Source organism: Janthinobacterium sp. PSPC3-1 (assembly GCF_049896105.1).
In the GTDB taxonomy this organism is placed as follows: Bacteria; Pseudomonadota; Gammaproteobacteria; order Burkholderiales; family Burkholderiaceae_D; genus Janthinobacterium.
Genome location: NZ_JAFCTQ010000004.1, coordinates 78,579 through 97,797, shown reverse-complemented (window position 1 = coordinate 97,797; position 19,219 = coordinate 78,579). Strand labels below are relative to the sequence as shown.

Sequence of the window (19,219 nt, the reverse complement as noted above, 5' to 3'; positions counted from 1 at the left end):
GAAAGTGAAAGTGTAAGGATTGCCGACAGGGTCAAGCTTGATCCTGCACAAAACTGGTGCATGCCAAGCGAACCCGGCCAACCATTATTTTGGCGCGCGCAGGCTGATGTGCAAGTCCACCACACCAGGCTCTTCCGATGGCGTGACGGTGCCGCCAAAGCTTTTCACCAGCCTTTGCATGCCCTTGTTGCGCGCCATCGCCTCGCCCACCAGTTCCTCGGTGCCGCGGCTGCGGAAATAGTCGACCAGCTTTTCAAACAGGATATGGCCCAGGCCCTGCGCTTTCAGTTTCGAGCGCACGGCAATCGCGAAATCGGCCGTGATATTGTCCGGGTCGGCCACCGCGCGCACCACGCCCAGGGTTTCCTGCTCGCCGTCCGGCCGCACATGGGTGGCGATAAAGGCCATCGCGCGGTCGTAATCGATCTGCGTCAGGCGCGCCAGCTGCGACAGCGGCAGCTCGCGCATCGACGTGAAAAAACGCAGCCGCACGTCGTCCGGGTCGAGCGCATTGAACAGGTCGATATGATGCAGCGCGTCCTCGGGGCGGATCGGGCGCAGCACGATGGACTGGCCCATCCACGTCACCTCTTCTTCCAGCTCCTGCGGATACGGGCGGATCGCCAGGCGGTCGGCGCTTTGGCCCGGCTGCAGGCGGATGCGCGCGTCGAGCGCGATCACGCCGTCGGCGTCGGCCACCAGCGGGTTGATGTCGAGTTCGGCCAGCTCGCCGATATCGGCCACCAGTTCGGCCACCTGGATCAGCGCATGGCAGATGGCGTCGATATTGGCGGGGGGCTGGTTGCGGTAGCCGGCCAGCAGTTTCGACACCCGCGTGCGCGACAGCATGTCGCGCGCCAGCACCATGTTCAGCGGCGGCAGGCCGATCGCGTGGTCGGCCGTCACCTCCACCGAAATGCCGCCCTGCCCCACCAGGATCACGGGGCCGAAGGCGCTGTCGGTGGTGACGCCGACGATCAGTTCATGCGACTGCGGCCGGCGCGCCATCTGCTGCACCGTGAAGCCGTCGATCAGCGCATCGGGCCGCATCTTGCGCACGCGCTTTTCCATCGCGGCGGCCGCCGTGCGCAGGATGCCGGGATTGTCGAGGTCCAGCGCCACGCCGCCGACGTCCGATTTATGCGCGATATCGGGCGAGTGGATCTTCAGCGCCACCGGATAGCCGATGTCGGCCGCCACCGCCAGTGCCTCTTCCACGTCGGCCGCCATGCGGGTGGTGGCCACCGGGATGCCGTAGGCGGCCAGGATTTCTTTCGAGCGGCATTCGCCGAGCACCGTCTGGCCGGCGGCCAGCGCCTGCGCGACGATTTCGCGCACGCGCGCGCGGCGCGGCGTGCCGGAGAGCGGCAGCTGGGCCGGCACCTCCATCAAGGTGTCCTGGTTGCGCCGGTACTGCACGATCTGCATGAAACCATGCACGGCTTTTTCGGGCGTGTCGTAGGTGGGGATGCCGGCGCGGTTGAACACCTGGCGCGCCGGCGCCACCATGGTCCCGCCCAGCATGCACGACAGCACCGTGCGCGAGGTGGCCTTGATCAAGGGCGTGACGGCTTCCGCGATCTCGATCGAGGACACCATCGCGCTGGGCGCATGCAGCAGCAGCATGGCGTCCGCTTCCGGCTCCGACAGCAGGGGCTTGATGGCGTCGACATAGCGCTGCACCGGCGCGTCGCCGGCCAGGCCGACCGGGTTGTCGTGCGACCAGCCGGGCGGCAGCGCCTTTTCCAGCGCGATCACGGTTTCCGGCGACAGTTCGGCCAGCTTGCCGCCGCTGCCCACCAGCGCATCGGTGGCCATCACGCCCAGGCCGCCGCCATTGCACAGTATCGCCAGGCGCTCGCCGCGCTGGGCACGGATATGCGTCAGCGTTTCGACCGCGTCGAACAGCTCTTCGGCCGAATACACGCGCAGCATGCCGGCGCGGCGTATCGCCGCGTCATATACGGCATCGGACCCCGCCAGCGCGCCCGTATGCCAGGCCGCCATCGCCGCGCCTTCCGCCTCGCGCCCCGCTTTCAGCACGATCACGGGTTTGCTGCGGGCGGCGGCGCGCGCGGCCGACATGAATTTGCGCGCCGCCTGGATGTCTTCCATGTACAGCAGAATGGCGGCCGTATCGATGTCGCCGGCCAGATAGTCGAGCAGGTCGCCGAAATCGATATCGGCGCTGCCGCCCAGCGAGATGAATTTCGAAAAGCCCACGCCGTGGGCATGCGCCCAGTCCAGCACGCCCGACACCAGCGCCCCCGATTGCGACACGAAGGCGATCTTGCCGGCGCTGGCCCCCACATGGGTAAAACTGGCGTTCAGGCCGATTTTCGGCACCAGCAAGCCCATGCTGTTCGGCCCCAGGATGCGCAGCAGGTGCGGCTTGGCCGCTTTCAGCATCAGGTGGCGCTGCTTGCCGTGTTCAACATTGTCCAGGCCCGCCGTCATGACGATGGCCGCGCGCGTGCCCATCGCGCCCAGATCGCGTATCAGGCCCGGCAAGGTGGCCGGCGGGGTGCAGATGATGGCCAGGTCGGGCGCTTTCGGCAATTGCCCCAGCTTGTGGTAGCAGCGCAGGTCGTGCAATTGATCGTACTTGGGATTGACGGGATAGATGGCGCCCTGGAAGCCGCCTTGCAGCAGATTGCCGAGGGCGATGGCGCCCAGGCTGCGCTCGCGCCGGGAAGCGCCGATCAGGGCCACCGAGGCCGGCTTGAACAGCTTGTCGAGATTACGGATACTCATGCTCTGGCCTTATGGACTGTGCTTGCGATCTGCCTGCAGCGGCTGCGACAGTGTATAGGATGCGCCGGCAAAAAAACTTGACCTTGTGGTGTCTTTTGCAAAAAAGTGCCAGCGCTGCGAAGCGCGCCGCTACCAGCGCGAACGGTGGCTTTCCGTCACGCCCGCCAGCTGGGCCACGATGCGCTTGGGCGCCTGCGCGCTGGCGCGCACCCAGCCGCTGAAGGTGCCGATCGGCTGGATGTAGCGGCTGGACGCCAGCCACAGATTGCGCTCTTCGCGGCGCGCCCCTTCCGGCTTGAAATGCAGGTCCAGCAGGTCGTCGTCGGTCCAGACGTGCCAGGGCGCCATCGGATTGTCGGGATTGAAGTCGAAATGGGCGCGCGCCAGCGGATACAGCTGGCCATCGAGCCACAGCGCGTTTTCGTGGGCGCCGAAATACCCTGCCTGCAGATTGAAGCCCAGGTCCAGGCCATGCGCCGAGGCCCAGCGCCATTCCGTTTCGCGCGCCAGGAGGCCGTTCGAATAGTCGAAGCTGGCCACGCCGTCGTCGAGGCTGTAGCCGATGGCGCCGCAGCGCACCGTGCCCCACAGCGGCAGGCCGCCCGACTTTTGCGTGGCATGTACGCCGCCGCCGTCCACCGGGCCGACGGCCAGCAGGATCGGCGACACGGTCGGGCCGAATTCGGCGTCGATGCCGAAGTGGCCGCTATCCATCCGCAAGCGGTAGCGGTGCTGGGGCGCGGCCTCGATGGTGATCGTCTGCGACAGGAAACGAAAGCGGCTGCAGCTGTTGGCGGCCGCATGCGGCGCCACCCTGGCCGACAGGCCCGGCACGCCATCGCGCGAGAAAGACGCCACCAGCTTGCCCTTGCGCCGGTCGAAGGCGTAGGCAAAGGCGGTGCTGGTCCAGCCCAGGTCGACGATGGCGACGGCACAAAACAGTTCCGGCGTGGCCAGCGCCACGTAATGCCAGCGCTTGTGGTGGAACAGCCGCCACAGCGCGCCGCGCGCGTGCGGCGGCGCCAGCCGTGCCCAGTCAAAGGCGCGCGCCAGGCCGGCATGGCGGCCGAACGGCGGCGCGCCGCTGGCGTCGGGCAAGGTGGCTGGCGCTGGCGGCAGGGTCATGCGGCTGGCCTCCGGCATGAGGGGGACCGGCGATGCTGGCGATCGGGTTGGTTCATGCGATAAAGATACCGCATTTTGCCCGCGCGGTACGCATGTTTGACGCACCGGATTGCCGCGCCAGCGCGCCACTTCACGGCACGCTTGACAGGCCCGAAAGGCTGGGATAATGTGAGCAAATATTTCCATACGGAAATTAAATTCCCCGACACCAATGATCATTCTGTACACGTCTTGCGCGCGCGGGCGGCACCCTGGTGGCTGGAAAAACCTTCTCATCTCTCACTAAATAAAAATCAAGGAAGCGTGTCATGAATCAATTTCGGCATAGCCTGCGCGCAGTTCCACTGCTGTCGCTGGTATTGGCGCTGGCGGCCTGCGGCGGTGGTGGCAGCGAAACAACGACGGCGGCGTTGCCCACGGCCCAGCTGGGCGCGGTCGTGTCGTCGGAAACCGTGCTCACGCCGGTCGGCGCCACGGCCAGTTCCGCCGAACGGGGCGACCTGTCGGCGGCGGCGGCCATCGACCGCAACGACAGCACGCGCTGGGGCAGCGGCTTTACCGATGGCGAATACCTGACGCTCGATTTCGGCGTGTCGAAAGCGATCACCCGCGTGCGCATCTCGTGGGAAAACGCACACGCCAGCGCCTACCTGCTGCAGGTCTCGGACGACCTGAACAACTGGACCACCATCCGCAGCGTCGACAACAGCAGCGGCGGCGTCGAGGATCTCACGGGCCTGTCGGGCCACGGCCGCTACCTGCGCATGCAGGGCGTCAAGCGCGCCGGCCAGTACGGCTATTCCATCTTCGAGATCCAGGCGTTTACCGGCACGCCGGCCACCGTGCCGGCAGAACCGCCGGTGACGCCGCCCGTGATTCCCGCCGACCCGACCCAGCCAGGCGTATTCATCAAGCCGGTCGCCGCCACCTCGTCGCCGGTGGAAAACCCCGGCATGTCGGCCGCCATGGCGATCGACGGCAAGAGCGCCACGCGCTGGGCCAGCAGCTTTGAAGACGGCGCCTGGATCCAGTTCGACTTCGGCGCGCCGACCGCCATCGGTTATATGCAGCTGCAATGGGAAAACGCCTACGGCAAGGAGTATGCCTTGCAGACCTCGAACGACGGCCAGAACTGGACCCAGGTACGCTACGTCACGAACGGCAAGGGCGGCACCGAGGAATTCTTCAACCTGGGCGTCACCGCGCGCCATATCCGCCTGCAGGGCGTGGCGCGCGCCACCCAGTATGGTTATTCGCTGCTGGAAGCGGTGTTCAAGTCGCCCGGCAGCGACAATACCCTGCCCACCGCCGCCACCTCGGCACTGAAATTCCCGCTTGACGGCAGCGCTTTGGTGCCCCTGCCAGCTGCCAGGGAACCGCTTGAAACGCTGCAGTTCTCGCTGGCCGACGGCACCCTGGTGACGCGCTTCGGCGCGCGCGGCCTGGCCCGCCATGGCCGCGAACGGGGCGAGGAATGGAACGAAATCGGCTACGGCCCGAACGAGACGGTCGACCCGGTCACCGGCCTGGCCGTCGACAAGGGGCCGGGCAACTACCTCACCTTCGTGCCGCAATACTTCAAGAACCGCACCTGGGGCGTCGAGATCATCGACAACAGCAAGGTGGCGGGCGTGACCAAACCGACCCTGATCGTCAACCAGTACACCACGGTCGACTTCCTGTCCGGCGGCGTGGCCTTCTTCCGCGGCTTCGACCGCCCCGGCGTGACCGGCTACGGCTGGATGTCGCCCGGCGAACTGGTCGACCGCAATGTGCCGGTATGCAAACCGCTGGCCTACCCGGCCGCCGGCAAGCTCAATACCGCCAACGGCATCAATGGCGCCTGTACCCTGTTGATCAAGGAATATCCGGGCCATGGCAGCCTCGACGCCAGCGGCATGCCGAATGGCACGGACGTCAAGGCGCGCGCCCTGGCGTCGGGCGACATCATCGAAGTGTCGCCGTCGATGTTTTCCACCAAGGAGGCGATGGCGGCCCAGGGCGACGATGGCGGCATCCGCTACTACTCGTATGAATGGACGTATGTGGTGGGCGCCGGCCTGCGGCCGTGGTATGGCGTGCAGCCGCGCCTCAATTCCGTGCCGCTGCCGGCCGAGACGCTGTCGGGCGGCCTCGGTTCCGTGTCATATAACTACTCGGACAACGCGCTGTTCATGTTCCAGCAGCCGCACAACCATATCGGCATGCAGAACATGCAGCGCTTTGTCGAAGGCCGGCGCCTGGTGCACACCAATTTCCGCACCGGCGAGCACAACGAAGGCCGCAACGACCGCTACGCGCCGGCCGTCGGCCTGCAGGGCCAGCGCTACACCCAGTCGGCCTGTATCGCCTGCCACGTCAACAATGGCCGCAGCCCGGCGCCCGCCTCGATCAACCAGCGCCTCGACATGATGGCCGTGCGGGTCGCCGCGCTCGATGCAAACGGCCTGCAGGTGCCGCATCCGCAATACGGCACGGCGATCCAGATGAACGCCGTGTCCGGCAACGGCGTGGCGCAGAACTGGGGCAACAGCGTGGCCGTCGGCGGGTTCGAAACCAGCAAGGTCACCCTGGCCGATGGCACGCAAGTCGAATTGCGCAAGCCGACGCTGGCCTTCGACGGCGCCGTGCCGGCCATCGTCTCGCTGCGCGCCGCGCCGCCGATGATCGGCACCGGCCTCCTGGAAGCGGTGCCGGAAGCCGACATCCTGGCGCGCGTGCGTGCCACGCCCGACGCCGACGGCGTCAAGGGCCAGGCCAACTTCGTGTTCGATCCGGAATCGGGCGCAGTGCGCCTGGGCCGCTTCGGCTGGAAGGCCGCCAAGGCCACCTTGCGCCAGCAGGCGGCCGAGGCCCTGCTGCTGGACATGGCGGTGACGTCGCCGGTCTATCCGAACCGCGCCTGCATTGCGGGGCCAAGCGCCTGCGCGGCCGGCGGCAAGCAGGCCGGCATCTCGGAATCGGACCTGCAGTCGATCTCGCACTACCTGGCGCTCGTCGCCGTGCCGGCCCAGCGCAGCATCGCCAGCGGTTTCCCGAAAGGCGTGGCGCCGATCGACGAACTGAAGGTCGATGCGCAGCAAGTGGCAGCCGGATCGAAACTGTTCCAGGGCATGCGCTGCGCCGCCTGCCATACGGCGGAAATGAAGACCGGCGCCGGCCACCTGTTCGCCGAACTGCGCGACCAGACCATCCGCCCCTACACCGACCTGCTGCTGCATGACATGGGCCCGGGCCTGGCCGACAAGTTCGCCGAAGGCCAGGCGCAAGGCGGCATGTGGCGTACCGCTCCGCTGTGGGGCATCGGCTACACGGAAAAAGTGCTGGGCAAGGAAGGCAAGGCGGGTTACCTGCATGACGGCCGCGCACGCAGCCTGACGGAAGCCATCCTGTGGCACGGTGGCGAAGGCACGCGCGCAAGGCAGCGTTTCGAAGCGCTGTCGAAGGCGGAACGCGAGTCGCTGCTGGCGTTCCTGAAGTCGCTGTAACGTTGCAAAAGGGCCGGCGCCAGCGCGCCGGCCATCTTCCTCAGTCTTTTTTCTTGATCAGCCCCGCCAGCGCCGCGAACGGATTGTGCGTGGCCGGCGCCACCTCGGCCGACAGCAGGCCCGCGCCACGGTCCGCTTCCAGGTAGCGCGAGTGCTCGTTGTCGTGACAGTACAGGCACAGCAGCTCCCAGTTGCTGCCGTCGGGCGGGTTGTTGTCGTGATTGTGGTCACGGTGATGCACGGTCAGCTGCTGCACGTTGGCGCGCGTGAACTCGCGCATGCAGCGTCCGCAGATCCACGGATACATTTTCAGCGAGCGTTCGCGGTAGCCGCTCTCGCGCCGGTCGGCGGCGCGGCGCGCTTCGGCGACGATTTTGTCCAGCCGGGCCGCGTCGGGCTTTTTGGTTTGCATGGCAAGCAACTTTCAAGATGGGAGGGAGAAGCCGCCATTTTAGCGCCAGCGCCGGCCAAACTGGCGGCAGCGGCAGCGCCTTGTCACGGCTGGACAACTTTTTTAGCTTAAATTGCGCCATGGGGCTTTGATTTAACGCAAAATAGACTGAGCGAACCACTCTTCCATGACTCTTGCGCGCAAGCATATCGATGACAAGAACCCTGCAACGCCTGGCCAGCCGTGTTTACAACATCAGCCTGCTTCCCCTGTTCGCGCTGCCGCTGCTGCTGGCGCTGTGGGGCGGCCTGGTCTATCAGGTGGGCCAGGAGCGCGCCGGCGCCAGGCGCGACGCGGTGGTGGCCAGCCAGTCGCTGGCGCGCACCCTGGCCGACCATACCGGCTATATCCTGCGCCAGACCGATCACGCCACCCAGCTGTTCAAGCTGCAATATGAAGCCACCGGCGCCCGCCTCTCGCTGGCGCAGTTCACGCGCACCCAGGGCATGATGGACAGCGTGCTGCCGTCCAAGCTGGAGCTGCCGATCGCCGTCACCGACGCGCTTGGCAATATCGTTGACAGCGCCAATGGCCATGCGGCCGGCAACCTGGCCGGCCAGCCCTTCTTTCGCACCCTGGCGGCCACGCCCGGCGATATCGCCCTGGTCGACACGCCGGTGCTCGATGCCGCCAGCAAGAAATGGATGATACGCTCGGCGCGCCGCCTGAACGATGGCGCAGGCCGCTTTGCCGGCGTGATCGTGATCCTGGTCGACCCCACCTATTTTGTCGACGACTACGACCGCCTGAACCTCGACGAACACGGCGCGCTGATGCTGGTCTCGCGCGACAGCGGCCACTCGGTGGGGCGCATCGGCGAACGGCTGATCACCAGCGACAGGATCGACTTTCGCATGCCGGGCCCACCCACCCATGCGCCTGACGAAGCGGAGATCACGCCGCCGCTGGACGCCACGCCGCGCATCTACAGCTACCGCGACCTGGGCCGCTATCCGCTGCTGGCGGTGGTCGGTGTGAGCAGCGCCACCGCGCTGGCCCATTTCGAACACCGGCGCCGCGTGTATATCGGCGTGCTGCTGGCCGCCAGCTTCCTGATCGTCGGTTTCACTGCCCTGCTGATGCGCCAGAGCGGCCGGCTGCGGCGCAGCATCCGCCAGGCCAAGGACGCCCAGGCGCTGCTGCGCGCGGCGCACCAGGGCAGCCTCGATTCGGTGATGCTGCTGAAAGCCTGGCGCCCGGCACCGGGCAAGCCGCCCAAGGATTTCATTTTCGCCGACGTCAACGAGCGCGCCGCCGAAGTGCTGGGCAAGCCGCGCGCCGAACTGCTGGGCCAGCGCGCGCTGCCGCTGGCGCCGGTGCTGCGCGACGAGCGCTTCTTCCAGCGCTTCGTGCTGGTGATGGAATCGGGCCAGCCGCTGGAAGACGAGTTCGAACTGGCCTTGCCACACGGCGGCACGCGCTGGCTGCGCCACCAGATCGTGCCGATCAGCGACGGCGTGGCCGTCACCTCGCGCGACATCAGCGCGCGCAAGCGCGACGAACTGGCGCTGCAGGACAACCGCAGCTTCCTGCAGTCCCTGATCGATCACCTGCCGGTCATGGTGTATGTAAAAAGCGCGCGGTTTGACAACTTCGGCCAGATGGAAGTGTGGAACCGGGCCGCCGAAGACATCACCGGCTACCTGGCCGGCGACGTGATCGGCAAGACCGACTGCGCCGCCTTCCCGGCGGACTTCGGCCTGCACGACGAAGCGGACGACCGCGCCATCCTGGCCGAACGGGGCGTGATCGACCATCCTGAAAAGCCGCTGCGCCTGCCGGACGGCAGCGTGTGCCACCTGCACGCGGTATCGGTGCCGGTGTTCGACGAGCGCGGCCAGGTCGAGCATATCCTCGGCATCGGCGAAGACATTTCGCAGCGCCGCCAGCAGGAACTGGCGCTGCGCCAGAACCAGGCCGAGCTGGCGGCCGTCAACGACGCCTCGCCACTGGGCCTGGTACGGCTGGACCGCGAAGGCCGCTGCACCTATGTCAACCGCACTTTCGAAGCGATCACCGGCCAGCCGCGCGCGTCGGCCCTGGGCGCCGGCTGGACCAGCGCCCTGCACCCCGACGATTTTGCGCTGATGCATGCGGCGCTGGCCCAGCTGCGGCGCAGCCACACGCCGTTCCAGTCGACCCTGCGCTGGCTGCACCGCGACGGCAAGCTGGTGTGGGTCTCGATGAAGATCGCGCCCATCCTGGTCGACGGCAGCATCGAGGGCTATGTCGGCAGCCTGGACGACATCACCATCCTGCGCGAATCGGAGGTGGCGCTGCTGGAAAGCGAAGCGCGCCTGCGCACCATCGCCAACGCGCTGCCGGCCATGATCGCCTATATCGACGCGGACGAGATCTACCGTTTCCTGAACCTGGCCTACGAGCGCGAGTTCGGCCTGACCGGCTTGCAGGCGCTGGGGCGCAGCGTGCGCGAAACCGTGGACGCCGTGCGCTACGGCACGGTGGCGCCGTATATCGCGCGCGTGCTGGCCGGCGAAACGCTGAGCTTTGAAGAGGACGACGTCAAGGAGGGCATAGCACGCTGCATGGAAGTGATCTATATCCCGCAGATCGGCGAAGACCATCCGCAAGTGGTGGGCTTTCACGTGATGCGCCAGGATATCACCGTGCAGAAGCGTGAAAAACAGCGCCTGCTGCAGCTGGCCCAGGTCGATGCGCTGACCGGTTTGTCGAACCGCGCCGGCTTCGTGCAAAAGCTCACCGACGCCATGCACGCCAGCCGCAAGCAGGGCCGGCTGATGGCCGTCATGTACATGGACATCGACCGCTTCAAGCCGGTCAACGACACCCACGGCCACGGCACCGGCGACGCCCTGCTGCGCGCCTTTGCCCAGCGCCTGACGCAAACCATGCGCGCCACCGACATCATCGCGCGCCTCGGCGGCGACGAATTCACCATCATTATGGAGAGCATCAGCCGGCCTGAAGACGCGGCCGTGCTGGCCGCCAATATCGTCTACGCCATGCGCCAGCCGTTCGAACTCGATGGCATCACCGTCGATATCTCGGCCAGCATCGGCGTGGCCTACTACCGCAACGAAGACATCTCGCCGGCCGCCCTGCTGCAGCAGGCCGACGTGCTGCTGTACCAGGCCAAGCAGGACGGCCGCAATACCTACCGGGCGGCGGCCATGATCAGCTAGGTGGGTGGTATATTGGCGCCTGTCTCTTCTCGCCGAACCCACCATGCGCCTGCTGCACACTTCCGACTGGCATCTGGGCCAGACCCTGCACAATTACGAGCGGGGCTACGAGCACCAGCACTTCCTCGACTGGCTGCTGGCCACCCTGGTGGCCGAACGCATCGACGTGCTGCTGGTGGCCGGCGATGTGTTCGACAACGCCAACCCCTCGGCCGCCTCGCAAAAGCAGCTGTATGTGTTCCTGCAGCAGGCGCGCGCCCGCCTGCCGGCCCTGCAGATGATCGTGATCGCCGGCAACCACGATTCGGCCGGCCGGCTGGAAGCGCCGGCGCCGCTGCTGGCGGACTACGGCACCCACATGCTGGGCCATATCTTGCGCGACGAGGCCGGCCAGATCGACCTGGAACGGCTGCTGCTGCCGTTGACGGGCCCAAACGGCCAGGTCGAAGCCTGGTGCCTGGCCGTGCCTTTCCTGCGCCCCGGCGACGTGCCGAAACTGCCGGCCGGCAGCGGCCAGGACGCCTACTTGGGCGGGATTGCCCTGCTGTACCGGCAACTGACGGAACTGGCGCTGGCGCGGCGCCAGCCCGGCCAGGCCATTATCGCCATGGGCCACTGCCATATGGTGGGCGGCGAGATGTCGAACGACTCGGAGCGGCGCATCGTCATCGGCGGCACCGAGATGCTGCCCTCGGGGATTTTCGATCCGGCGATCGCCTATGCGGCGCTGGGCCATCTGCACCTGGCGCAGGCGGTCGGCGGCCAGCCGCATATCCGCTACTGCGGCAGCCCGATCCCGCTGTCGTTCGCCGAAGTGCATTACCGCCACCAGGTGCTGTGCCTCGATATCGCCGGCGAACGATTGCAGGAAGTGCGCGCCATCGACATTCCACGCGCCGTGCCGCTGCTGCGCGTGCCCGACAAACCGGCGCCGGTGGCCGAGGTGCTGGCGCAGCTGGCCGCGCTCGACCTTCCCGACACCCCTCACGAAGCGCAACCCTTCCTGGAAGTGCGGGTGCGCCTGGACGCGCCCGAACCGGGCCTGCGCACGCGCATCGAAGCGGCGCTGGACGGCAAGCCGGTGCGCCTGGCCAAGATCGAGACCTCGAGCGCGGCCAGGTCCACCGCCATTGAATCGATGACCCTGGACCAGCTGGCCCAGCTGCAGCCCGACGAAATCTTCCGCCGCCTGTACCAGCAAAAATTCGGCAAGGAAGCGCCGCCCGAACAACTGTCGGCGCTGGCGGAACTGTTGCTCCCCCAATACTGAAGAATCATGAAAATCCTCAATATCAGCGGCAAGAACCTGGCCTCGCTGGCCGGCGAATTCATGGTCGACTTCGAGCAGGAACCGTTGGCCTCCGCCGGCCTGTTCGCCATCAGCGGCCCCACCGGCGCCGGCAAAAGCACCCTGCTCGACGCGCTGTGCCTGGCCCTGTACGACGCCACGCCGCGATTACTCAAGGTACAGGGCCGCAACGCCCTGCCCGACGTCGGCAAGGAAACCGTCAACGCCCAGGATACGCGCACCCTGCTGCGCCGCGGCACGCCGGACGGCTGGGCGCAGGTCGATTTCGTCGGCAACGACGGCCACAGCTACCGCGCGCGCTGGAGCGTGCGCCGCTCGCGCACCAAGGCCGAAGGCGCGCTGCAGGCCACCGCCATGCAGTTGCACCAGCTGCCCGCGCTGCAGGCCATCGGCGGCACCAAGACGGAAGTCAAGGAAGCGATCGAACAGCGCATCGGCCTGTCGTTCGACCAGTTTACGCGCGCCGTGCTGCTGGCGCAGAACGAGTTTTCCACCTTCCTGAAAACCGAGGACAACGAGCGCGGCGAACTGCTGGAAACCCTGACCGGCAGCACCATCTATTCCGATATCTCGATACGCGCTTTTGAACGCGCCAAGCAGGAAAAACAGGCGCTGGAACGCCTCGCCGACAAGCTGGCCGACCAGCGCCCCTTGCCCGCCGAAGAGCGCGCGCAGGTACAACAGCAAGGCGCGCAAGCGGAAGCGGCCTTGCAGCAGTTGGAATTACATAAAGCTGTGCTGGAATTGCAGCAGCGCTGGCACAGTGACGCGCAGCGCCTGCAGGAGCAAGCCAAAGAGGCCGGCCAGGCGCTGGCTGCGGCCGGCGCAGCGTTCGATGCCGCCAGTGCGCGCCGCGACGCGCTGGCGCAGTGGGACCTGCTGCAGCCGGCCCGCCCGCTGCTGGCCGACCTGGCGCGTTTGCAGGCCGACAGCGACGCCGCCGCGCTGGCGGTATCCACGGCGCGCCAGCAGGCGCACGATGCCTTGGCCGGCCAGGAACAACTGGCCGTGGCCGCCCTGCACGCCTCGACGCAGTTGCAGGCGCAGGAGGCGGCGCAGCGCGATGCGGCGCCGCTGCTCGACCAGGCCAAGGCGCTCGACGCCGGCATCGCCGCGCAATTGCCGGCCCACCGCCAGGCCAGGGATGCCGCGCAGGCGGCCGATGCCGCCAATGACGCGGCGCGCGCCCAGCTGCTGGCGGTGCAACAGCACCAGAAGGACTTGAATACGCAGCAGCAAACGGCGTCGCAATGGCTGGCCGGCCATCGTCACTGGCAGGCGCTGGCGAAAGACTGGACCTTATGGGACCAGCTCTTTGCCCAGGCCGGCCAGGCGGCCGCGCAGGCCGACACGATGGATGCCAGCCTTGCGCAGGCGGCGCAACTGGTACGCCAGGCCGCGCAGGATGCCGGCATTGCGCAGGATGCGCTGGCAACGGCCGTCAACAAGACGGCCACGCTGGAAGAGCAAAGGACGGAGGCGGCCGCCAAGGTGCAGGCCATCGATGGCGAACAGCTGCCGGCGCAGCGCCAGCAGCTGGAAAGCCACGCCAGGGTGCTGGCGGCGGCCGACAGGACCTGGGCCGAATTGTCGCGCCAGCAGCAGCAGCTGGCGCACTGGCAAGCCAGGACGGCGCAACTGGCGCAAGCTGCCGCTGCCGAAAACACGGCGCTGGCGCAGGAAGCGGCCAAGACGCCCATTATCGAGGCATCGCTGGCGCAGGCCGAAAAGGCGTTAAAAGGCGCGGAAGCGGCATGCGCGGCCAGCGTCGAGCAGCTGCGCGCCACCCTGGTCGATGACGCGCCCTGCCCCGTGTGCGGCGCGCTCGAGCACCCGTATCAACACGCCGACCATGCGCTGCAAGCGATGCTGGCCAGCCTGCGGGAAGGCGTGCGCGACTGCCGCGCCCAGGCGCAAGCCAATACCCGGCAGCTGGCGGCGCACCAGGCCGCCTTGCACGGCTACGCACGCGAACAGGCGGGGGCGGCGCAGGAGCTCGATGTACTGCCGCCAAAGATAGCCAGCCTCGCCGCCCAGTGGCAGGCGCACTCAGTCAGCCTGCAAGTACCCGAGGAGCGCTTGCGCGGCGCATGGTTCGGCGAACAGATCGCCGCCAATGAAGCGGGACTGCAGGCGCTGGCCGCACAGGAAAGCGCGCTGCGCCAGGCCATCGCCAGACGCGAACAGGTGCAAGCCGCACATGAACAGGCGGCGCAGGAACAGGCACGCCTGACGGCGCTGGTATCGCAAGCGCAGGCGCGGCTGGCGCAGTTGCAGGCGCAACAGGCGGCGGCCAGCGACAAGGGCCAGACGGCGCGCGCCCATCTCGACGCCTTGCTGGCGCAACTGGACAGCGCTTTTGGCGACGCCGATGGGGCGGAGGACTGGAAGGACACCTGGCGCCAGGGGCCGGCGGCTTTCCGCGCCGCGCGGCAGGCCGAAAGCCAGCAGTGGAACAAGCAGCAGGCGGCACAGGACGAACGCGGCCAGGCGCTGCTGACGGTGGCCGCGCAACTGGACGCGCTGGACACGGCCGCCGCCAGGGCGCGCCAGGCGGCGCAGGACGCCGATACGGCCTTCAAGGCGCTGGACACGAAACTGATCGCCACCCAGGCCGAACGCGCCGCGCTGTGGCAGGGCCAGCCGGTACTGGACGTGGAACGCGCATTGGTGGGCGCCGTCGAGACGGCCAGGACCACCCTGGCCACGCGGCAGGCGGCGGTGCAGCAAGCCAGCGAACAGCGCACGCGGTTTGATGAAGCGCGCGCGCAAGCCATGCGGCGCCTGGACAGCCTGCAGGCACAGGCAGCAGTCGCGGCAACGGCGCTGGAAGACTGGTTGCGCCAATTCCAGCATGATCATCCTGAACACGCACCGGAGGATACCGCCACCCTGCGCGAACGCCTGAACCTGGCGCCGGAAGCCATCCGTGCCGAACGCGAGGCCTTGCGGTTACTCGACAATCAACTTGCCGAAGCGCGCACGGTGCTGGCCGAGCGGCTGCGCCAGCAAGCACTGCACCAGGAGCAGCCTCCGGCCAACCTGGAAGCGGACCTGGCCGTGTTGCAGGCATCGCTGCACGCCCTGCAGGCCGAACGCCAGCAGGCCAGCCAGGCCGCCACGGCATTGCGCCTGGCGCTGGCCCAGGACGATGCGCGGCGCCACGGCGCGCAGGCCATGCTGGCGCAGATCGATGCACAGGCGATTGTCGAGCGGCGCTGGGCCAGCCTGAATGAATTGATCGGTTCGGCCGACGGCAAGAAATTTCGCAACTACGCCCAGCAGTTCACGCTGGAAGTGCTGCTGGGCTATGCCAATGCGCATTTGAACCATCTGGCGCGCCGCTATCAACTGGAGCGCATCAGCAACCCCAACAGCCCTTCGCTGGGCCTGATGGTGCGCGACCAGGACATGGGTGGCGAGCTGCGTTCGGTGCACTCGCTATCGGGCGGCGAATCGTTCCTGGTGTCGCTGGCGCTGGCGCTGGGCCTGGCTTCGCTGTCATCGAACCGGGTACGCGTCGAGTCGCTGTTCATCGACGAGGGCTTCGGCAGCCTGGACTCGGAAACCCTGCGCGCGGCCATGGATGCGCTCGACGGCCTGCAGGCCATGGGCCGCAAGGTGGGCGTCATCTCGCACGTGCAGGAAATGACGGAACGCATCGCCACCCGGATACTGGTGCAGCCTGGCGCCGGCGGCAAGAGCGTGGTCAGCGTGCGCTGAGCGCCGCTTGCCCCGTCAGCGCGGCACGCTGGCTTTTTTCAGCTGCAGCAGATGCCAGCCCAGTTCGCGGCGTATCTGTTCCGGCCCCGGCGGCGGGCGGCGCTGCGCCAGCTCCGCCTTCAACCACTGTCTCACAAGTTCCTTGTCTGCCAGTATGCGTTGTTGCATGATGCGACCTTTCGAAAGCCCTTGATGGCTTATAGTCCCATTGAACGCGCCATCGTTCCGGGCGTTGACACACACAAGCGGCGCGCGTGGCGCCTTTGCAACAGAATGTAAAGCCGGGCCGCTTGCGTTAAAATCCCGCCCTCGCCTGACCCTTCAAGCCATTCAACAAGGAATCCCATGAAAGCCGCCCGCAGCCTTACCTTCAAATGCGTCAAATGCCAGAAAGCCGTGCAGGTCTACCTGCAGAAAGTGTCGGCCTGCTCGCATATCCAGCCATACCAGGGCCTGTGCCAGTGCGGCGAACTGAAACGCCACGCCACCGGCCAGGCCGACGCCGTCAAGTCCTACCTGGAATCGGCCGACGGCAGCTGGTCGCATCACCACTGATCCATCACCACTGATTGTTACAAACCAACAGTTAAAGTATGCGCGCCGCCTGCCGTTAATTCCGATACAACGTTGATTTGGACAAGACCATGGCCACTACCCTGCCCCAGCTTCCCGCACTCGGCGCGCGCCAGACCGGCGCCAGCACGCTCACCGGCCAGCAGCCGGCCAAGACCGGCGGCAACGGCGGCAACGCCTCCAGCGCCGCCGACGCCCTGATGCAGCGCACTTCGCAAGACGTGGTGGCCCTGTCGAAAAAAGGCCTGGACCTGTCGGCGCAGGGCCTGGCGCAGCGCACCGATGCGCTGGGCAACGCCACCGTCGACGTGGCGCAGGATTTCGTCGGCAATATGGCGCGCCAACTCTTCGGCGACGGTGCCAGCATCAGCTTTGACTCGATCGATTTATCGGCGGCTTCCGGCTATGCCGCGCAAGCGTCCAGCATGTCCGGCGCCGGCGGCACGCGCAATGCGGCCGCCTTCAGCCTGGCGGAAAACGCCCACTTCATCGGCAAGGGCACGATTACCACCGCCGACGGCCAGACCTTCGATTTCGAACTGGAAGTGCAGTACGAATCGAAGATCAGCGCCAGCGCGGCATATGAAACCAGCAACGAAATACAGGATAGTCAGGACGCCGATACCGATGCCGGCGAAGACAGCGGCCTGCCGACGCTGCAACTGCCGTCGATGAATTTTGCCGGCAGCCTCGGCGACCTGTTCAAGATGCTGGGCCAGCAGTTGCAAAGCAGCATCTACAATGCCGGCCAGGACAGTGTCGACCAGACCCAGTCCAGGCCCGGTGACGAAGTCGGCAGCCTGAGGTTGCGCCTGCTCAATCTGCTGCAGCCGCCGAAGACCGTCGATGCAGCGGCAAAGCCTGCGGAAGTCCCCACCGATGCCGCGCCCGAGCTGACACCGGAAGCGCAGGCCCGCGCCCGCGTCGTGGCCGAAGCCTACGGCGGCAAGCCAACCGCATCGGAGTAAGCACAGGGACGTATAATGGAAGACGGCCTGCGCAGGCGACCATGCCGCGCGCCCACCTTCTTTCGATTGAATCCCATGCCTGACACCCCTACTTCCACCGTTCATCCGCAGATCCACTGGAGCGAAAACGGCGTCGAACAATCCGCCCGCTGGCGCTCGGAAAGCGGCATGCCGCCGCCCAAGCGCGTCGTCATCGCCGACGACCGCACGACGGCCGACCAGGCCTACCGCCTGGCCTGCGAAGGCACGGCCATGCTGTGGCGCGGCGACTTCCAGAATGCGCGCCAGCTGCTGCAGGCGCTGGCCCGCCGCGCCGACCACAAGAACGACAAGCCCAGCAAGAAAGCCCTGGCCGCCAAATTGGCAAAGCCAGAACCCACCGCCACCGAAGCATTCCACCTGCACCGCCAGGCCCAGTCGCAGCGCGCCCGCACCCTGGCCATGCTGCTGCTGCCGTTCGACGCCGACTACACGATCCCATTGCGCCGCGCGCCCGACGTGAAACTCGCCTGCAATGAAGCCTATGGCCGTGGCGAAACGCCGTTTGTCGCCTCGCTGCGCGAACTGCTGGGCCTGATCGGCGCCCACGAATGGCGCCGCACCGGCGTCGAGCTGCCGGCCCTGGGCCAGCGCATCCACCCGCACTACGGCGTGTTCGCGCCGATCCGCGGCGAATACGTGGGCCTGGTGGCCGACGCGCCGCTGCCGCCGCGCGCCAGCCTGGCCTTCGATATCGGCACCGGCACCGGCGTGCTGGCGGCCGTGCTGGCACAGCGCGGCGTCAAGCGCATCATCGCCACCGACCAGGACCCGCGCGCCCTGTCCTGCGCCCGCGAGAACCTGGCGCGCCTCGACCTGGCTGGCCAGGTGGAAGTGATCCAGGCCGACCTGTTCCCGGCAGGCCGCGCGCCGCTGGTGGTGTGTAACCCGCCGTGGCTGCCGGCCCGCCCCAGCTCGCCGATCGAATACGCCGTCTACGACCCCGACAGCCGCATGCTGCGCGGTTTCCTGGCCGGCCTGAAGGATCACCTGGAGCCGGCCGGCGAAGGCTGGCTGATCCTGTCCGACCTGGCCGAACACCTGGGCCTGCGCCCGCGCGCGCAGCTGCTCGAATGGATCGCCGCCGCCGGACTGAAAGTGGTCGACCGCCTGGACGTGGCCCCCACCCACCCGCGCGCGCAGGACGCCACCGACAGCCTGCACGCGGCCCGCTCGAAGGAAATCACCTCATTGTGGCGCCTGGCGGCGGCCTGATCCCGGCAGCCATTGCGCAATGCAGCAAACCCCGCTATAATTCGCCTGCGGGGTGGAGCAGTCTGGCAGCTCGTCGGGCTCATAACCCGAAGGTCACAGGTTCAAATCCTGTCCCCGCAACCAATACCTGAAAGCCGCTGAATCTTGTAGAGATCAGCGGCTTTTTCCATTGTTGATGCATGCGTAGGTCGGATTAGCGCTTGCGCGTAATCCGACACCACCACCGGCCTGCGCCAACAATGTTGTCGGATTACGCGGGGCGTCGCCCCGCTAATCCGACCTACGCGGCCATGGCCCTTTACGCCCCGCAACAATCCGTATATAATTCGCCTGCGGGGTGGAGCAGTCTGGCAGCTCGTCGGGCTCATAACCCGAAGGTCACAGGTTCAAATCCTGTCCCCGCAACCAAA

At 67.0% G+C, this 19,219-nt stretch carries 11 protein-coding genes and 2 tRNA genes; 9 read left to right on the top strand and 4 right to left on the bottom strand.

The window, feature by feature from the left end:
• Positions 1 to 84: 84 nt before the first annotated feature.
• Positions 85 to 2,754: a bifunctional acetate--CoA ligase family protein/GNAT family N-acetyltransferase gene (locus tag ACP7B7_RS06615; RefSeq protein WP_426076112.1), complete on the bottom strand. Its 2,670-nt coding sequence runs from the start codon at positions 2,752 to 2,754 to the stop codon at positions 85 to 87.
• A 129-nt stretch (positions 2,755 to 2,883) separates the two neighbouring features.
• On the bottom strand, positions 2,884 to 3,879 hold the full coding sequence (locus ACP7B7_RS06610; protein ID WP_426076111.1) for a DUF2804 domain-containing protein: 996 nt from the start codon (positions 3,877 to 3,879) through the stop codon (positions 2,884 to 2,886).
• Positions 3,880 to 4,187: 308 nt separating this feature from the next.
• Between ACP7B7_RS06610 and ACP7B7_RS06605 the strand changes: the two genes are divergently transcribed.
• A complete protein-coding gene (locus tag ACP7B7_RS06605; protein ID WP_426076110.1) occupies positions 4,188 to 7,367 on the top strand; it encodes a di-heme oxidoredictase family protein in 3,180 nt (1,059 codons plus the stop codon).
• A gap of 40 nt (positions 7,368 to 7,407) precedes the next feature.
• Here the strand turns inward: ACP7B7_RS06605 and ACP7B7_RS06600 are convergent, their stop codons facing one another.
• Positions 7,408 to 7,779: a YajD family HNH nuclease gene (locus ACP7B7_RS06600; protein WP_426076109.1), complete on the bottom strand. Its 372-nt coding sequence runs from the start codon at positions 7,777 to 7,779 to the stop codon at positions 7,408 to 7,410.
• Between the two features lie 191 nt (positions 7,780 to 7,970).
• On the opposite strand from ACP7B7_RS06600, the gene ACP7B7_RS06595 reads away from it, so the two are divergent.
• From ACP7B7_RS06595 to ACP7B7_RS06585, 3 genes are read left to right on the top strand one after another with little or no spacing between them, the layout of a single operon-like run.
• Entirely contained in the window at positions 7,971 to 10,982 is a 3,012-nt protein-coding gene (locus ACP7B7_RS06595) for a PAS domain-containing protein (protein WP_426076108.1), read from the top strand.
• A gap of 43 nt (positions 10,983 to 11,025) precedes the next feature.
• Positions 11,026 to 12,252, top strand: a complete 1,227-nt coding sequence (locus ACP7B7_RS06590; RefSeq protein ID WP_426076107.1) for an exonuclease SbcCD subunit D C-terminal domain-containing protein — start codon at positions 11,026 to 11,028, stop codon at positions 12,250 to 12,252.
• Between the two features lie 6 nt (positions 12,253 to 12,258).
• Positions 12,259 to 16,014: an AAA family ATPase gene (locus ACP7B7_RS06585; RefSeq protein WP_426076106.1), complete on the top strand. Its 3,756-nt coding sequence runs from the start codon at positions 12,259 to 12,261 to the stop codon at positions 16,012 to 16,014.
• A 15-nt stretch (positions 16,015 to 16,029) separates the two neighbouring features.
• On the opposite strand, the gene ACP7B7_RS06580 is transcribed toward ACP7B7_RS06585, so the two are convergent.
• Positions 16,030 to 16,182 (bottom strand): hypothetical protein, encoded by a 153-nt coding sequence (locus ACP7B7_RS06580; protein WP_308922105.1) that lies wholly within the window; start codon positions 16,180 to 16,182, stop codon positions 16,030 to 16,032.
• Between the two features lie 177 nt (positions 16,183 to 16,359).
• On the opposite strand from ACP7B7_RS06580, the gene ACP7B7_RS06575 reads away from it, so the two are divergent.
• The 5 genes from ACP7B7_RS06575 (at position 16,360) to ACP7B7_RS06555 (ending at position 19,217) form a co-directional block, all read left to right on the top strand.
• Positions 16,360 to 16,569, top strand: a complete 210-nt coding sequence (locus tag ACP7B7_RS06575; protein ID WP_065308902.1) for a hypothetical protein — start codon at positions 16,360 to 16,362, stop codon at positions 16,567 to 16,569.
• 89 nt (positions 16,570 to 16,658) lie between these two features.
• On the top strand, positions 16,659 to 17,555 hold the full coding sequence (locus ACP7B7_RS06570; RefSeq protein WP_426076105.1) for a hypothetical protein: 897 nt from the start codon (positions 16,659 to 16,661) through the stop codon (positions 17,553 to 17,555).
• A 75-nt stretch (positions 17,556 to 17,630) separates the two neighbouring features.
• Positions 17,631 to 18,809, top strand: a complete 1,179-nt coding sequence (locus tag ACP7B7_RS06565; RefSeq protein ID WP_426076104.1) for a methyltransferase — start codon at positions 17,631 to 17,633, stop codon at positions 18,807 to 18,809.
• Between the two features lie 46 nt (positions 18,810 to 18,855).
• Positions 18,856 to 18,932: transfer RNA gene (locus tag ACP7B7_RS06560), tRNA-Met, on the top strand.
• Between the two features lie 208 nt (positions 18,933 to 19,140).
• Positions 19,141 to 19,217: transfer RNA gene (locus ACP7B7_RS06555), tRNA-Met, on the top strand.
• The last annotated feature ends 2 nt before the right edge of the window (positions 19,218 to 19,219 follow it).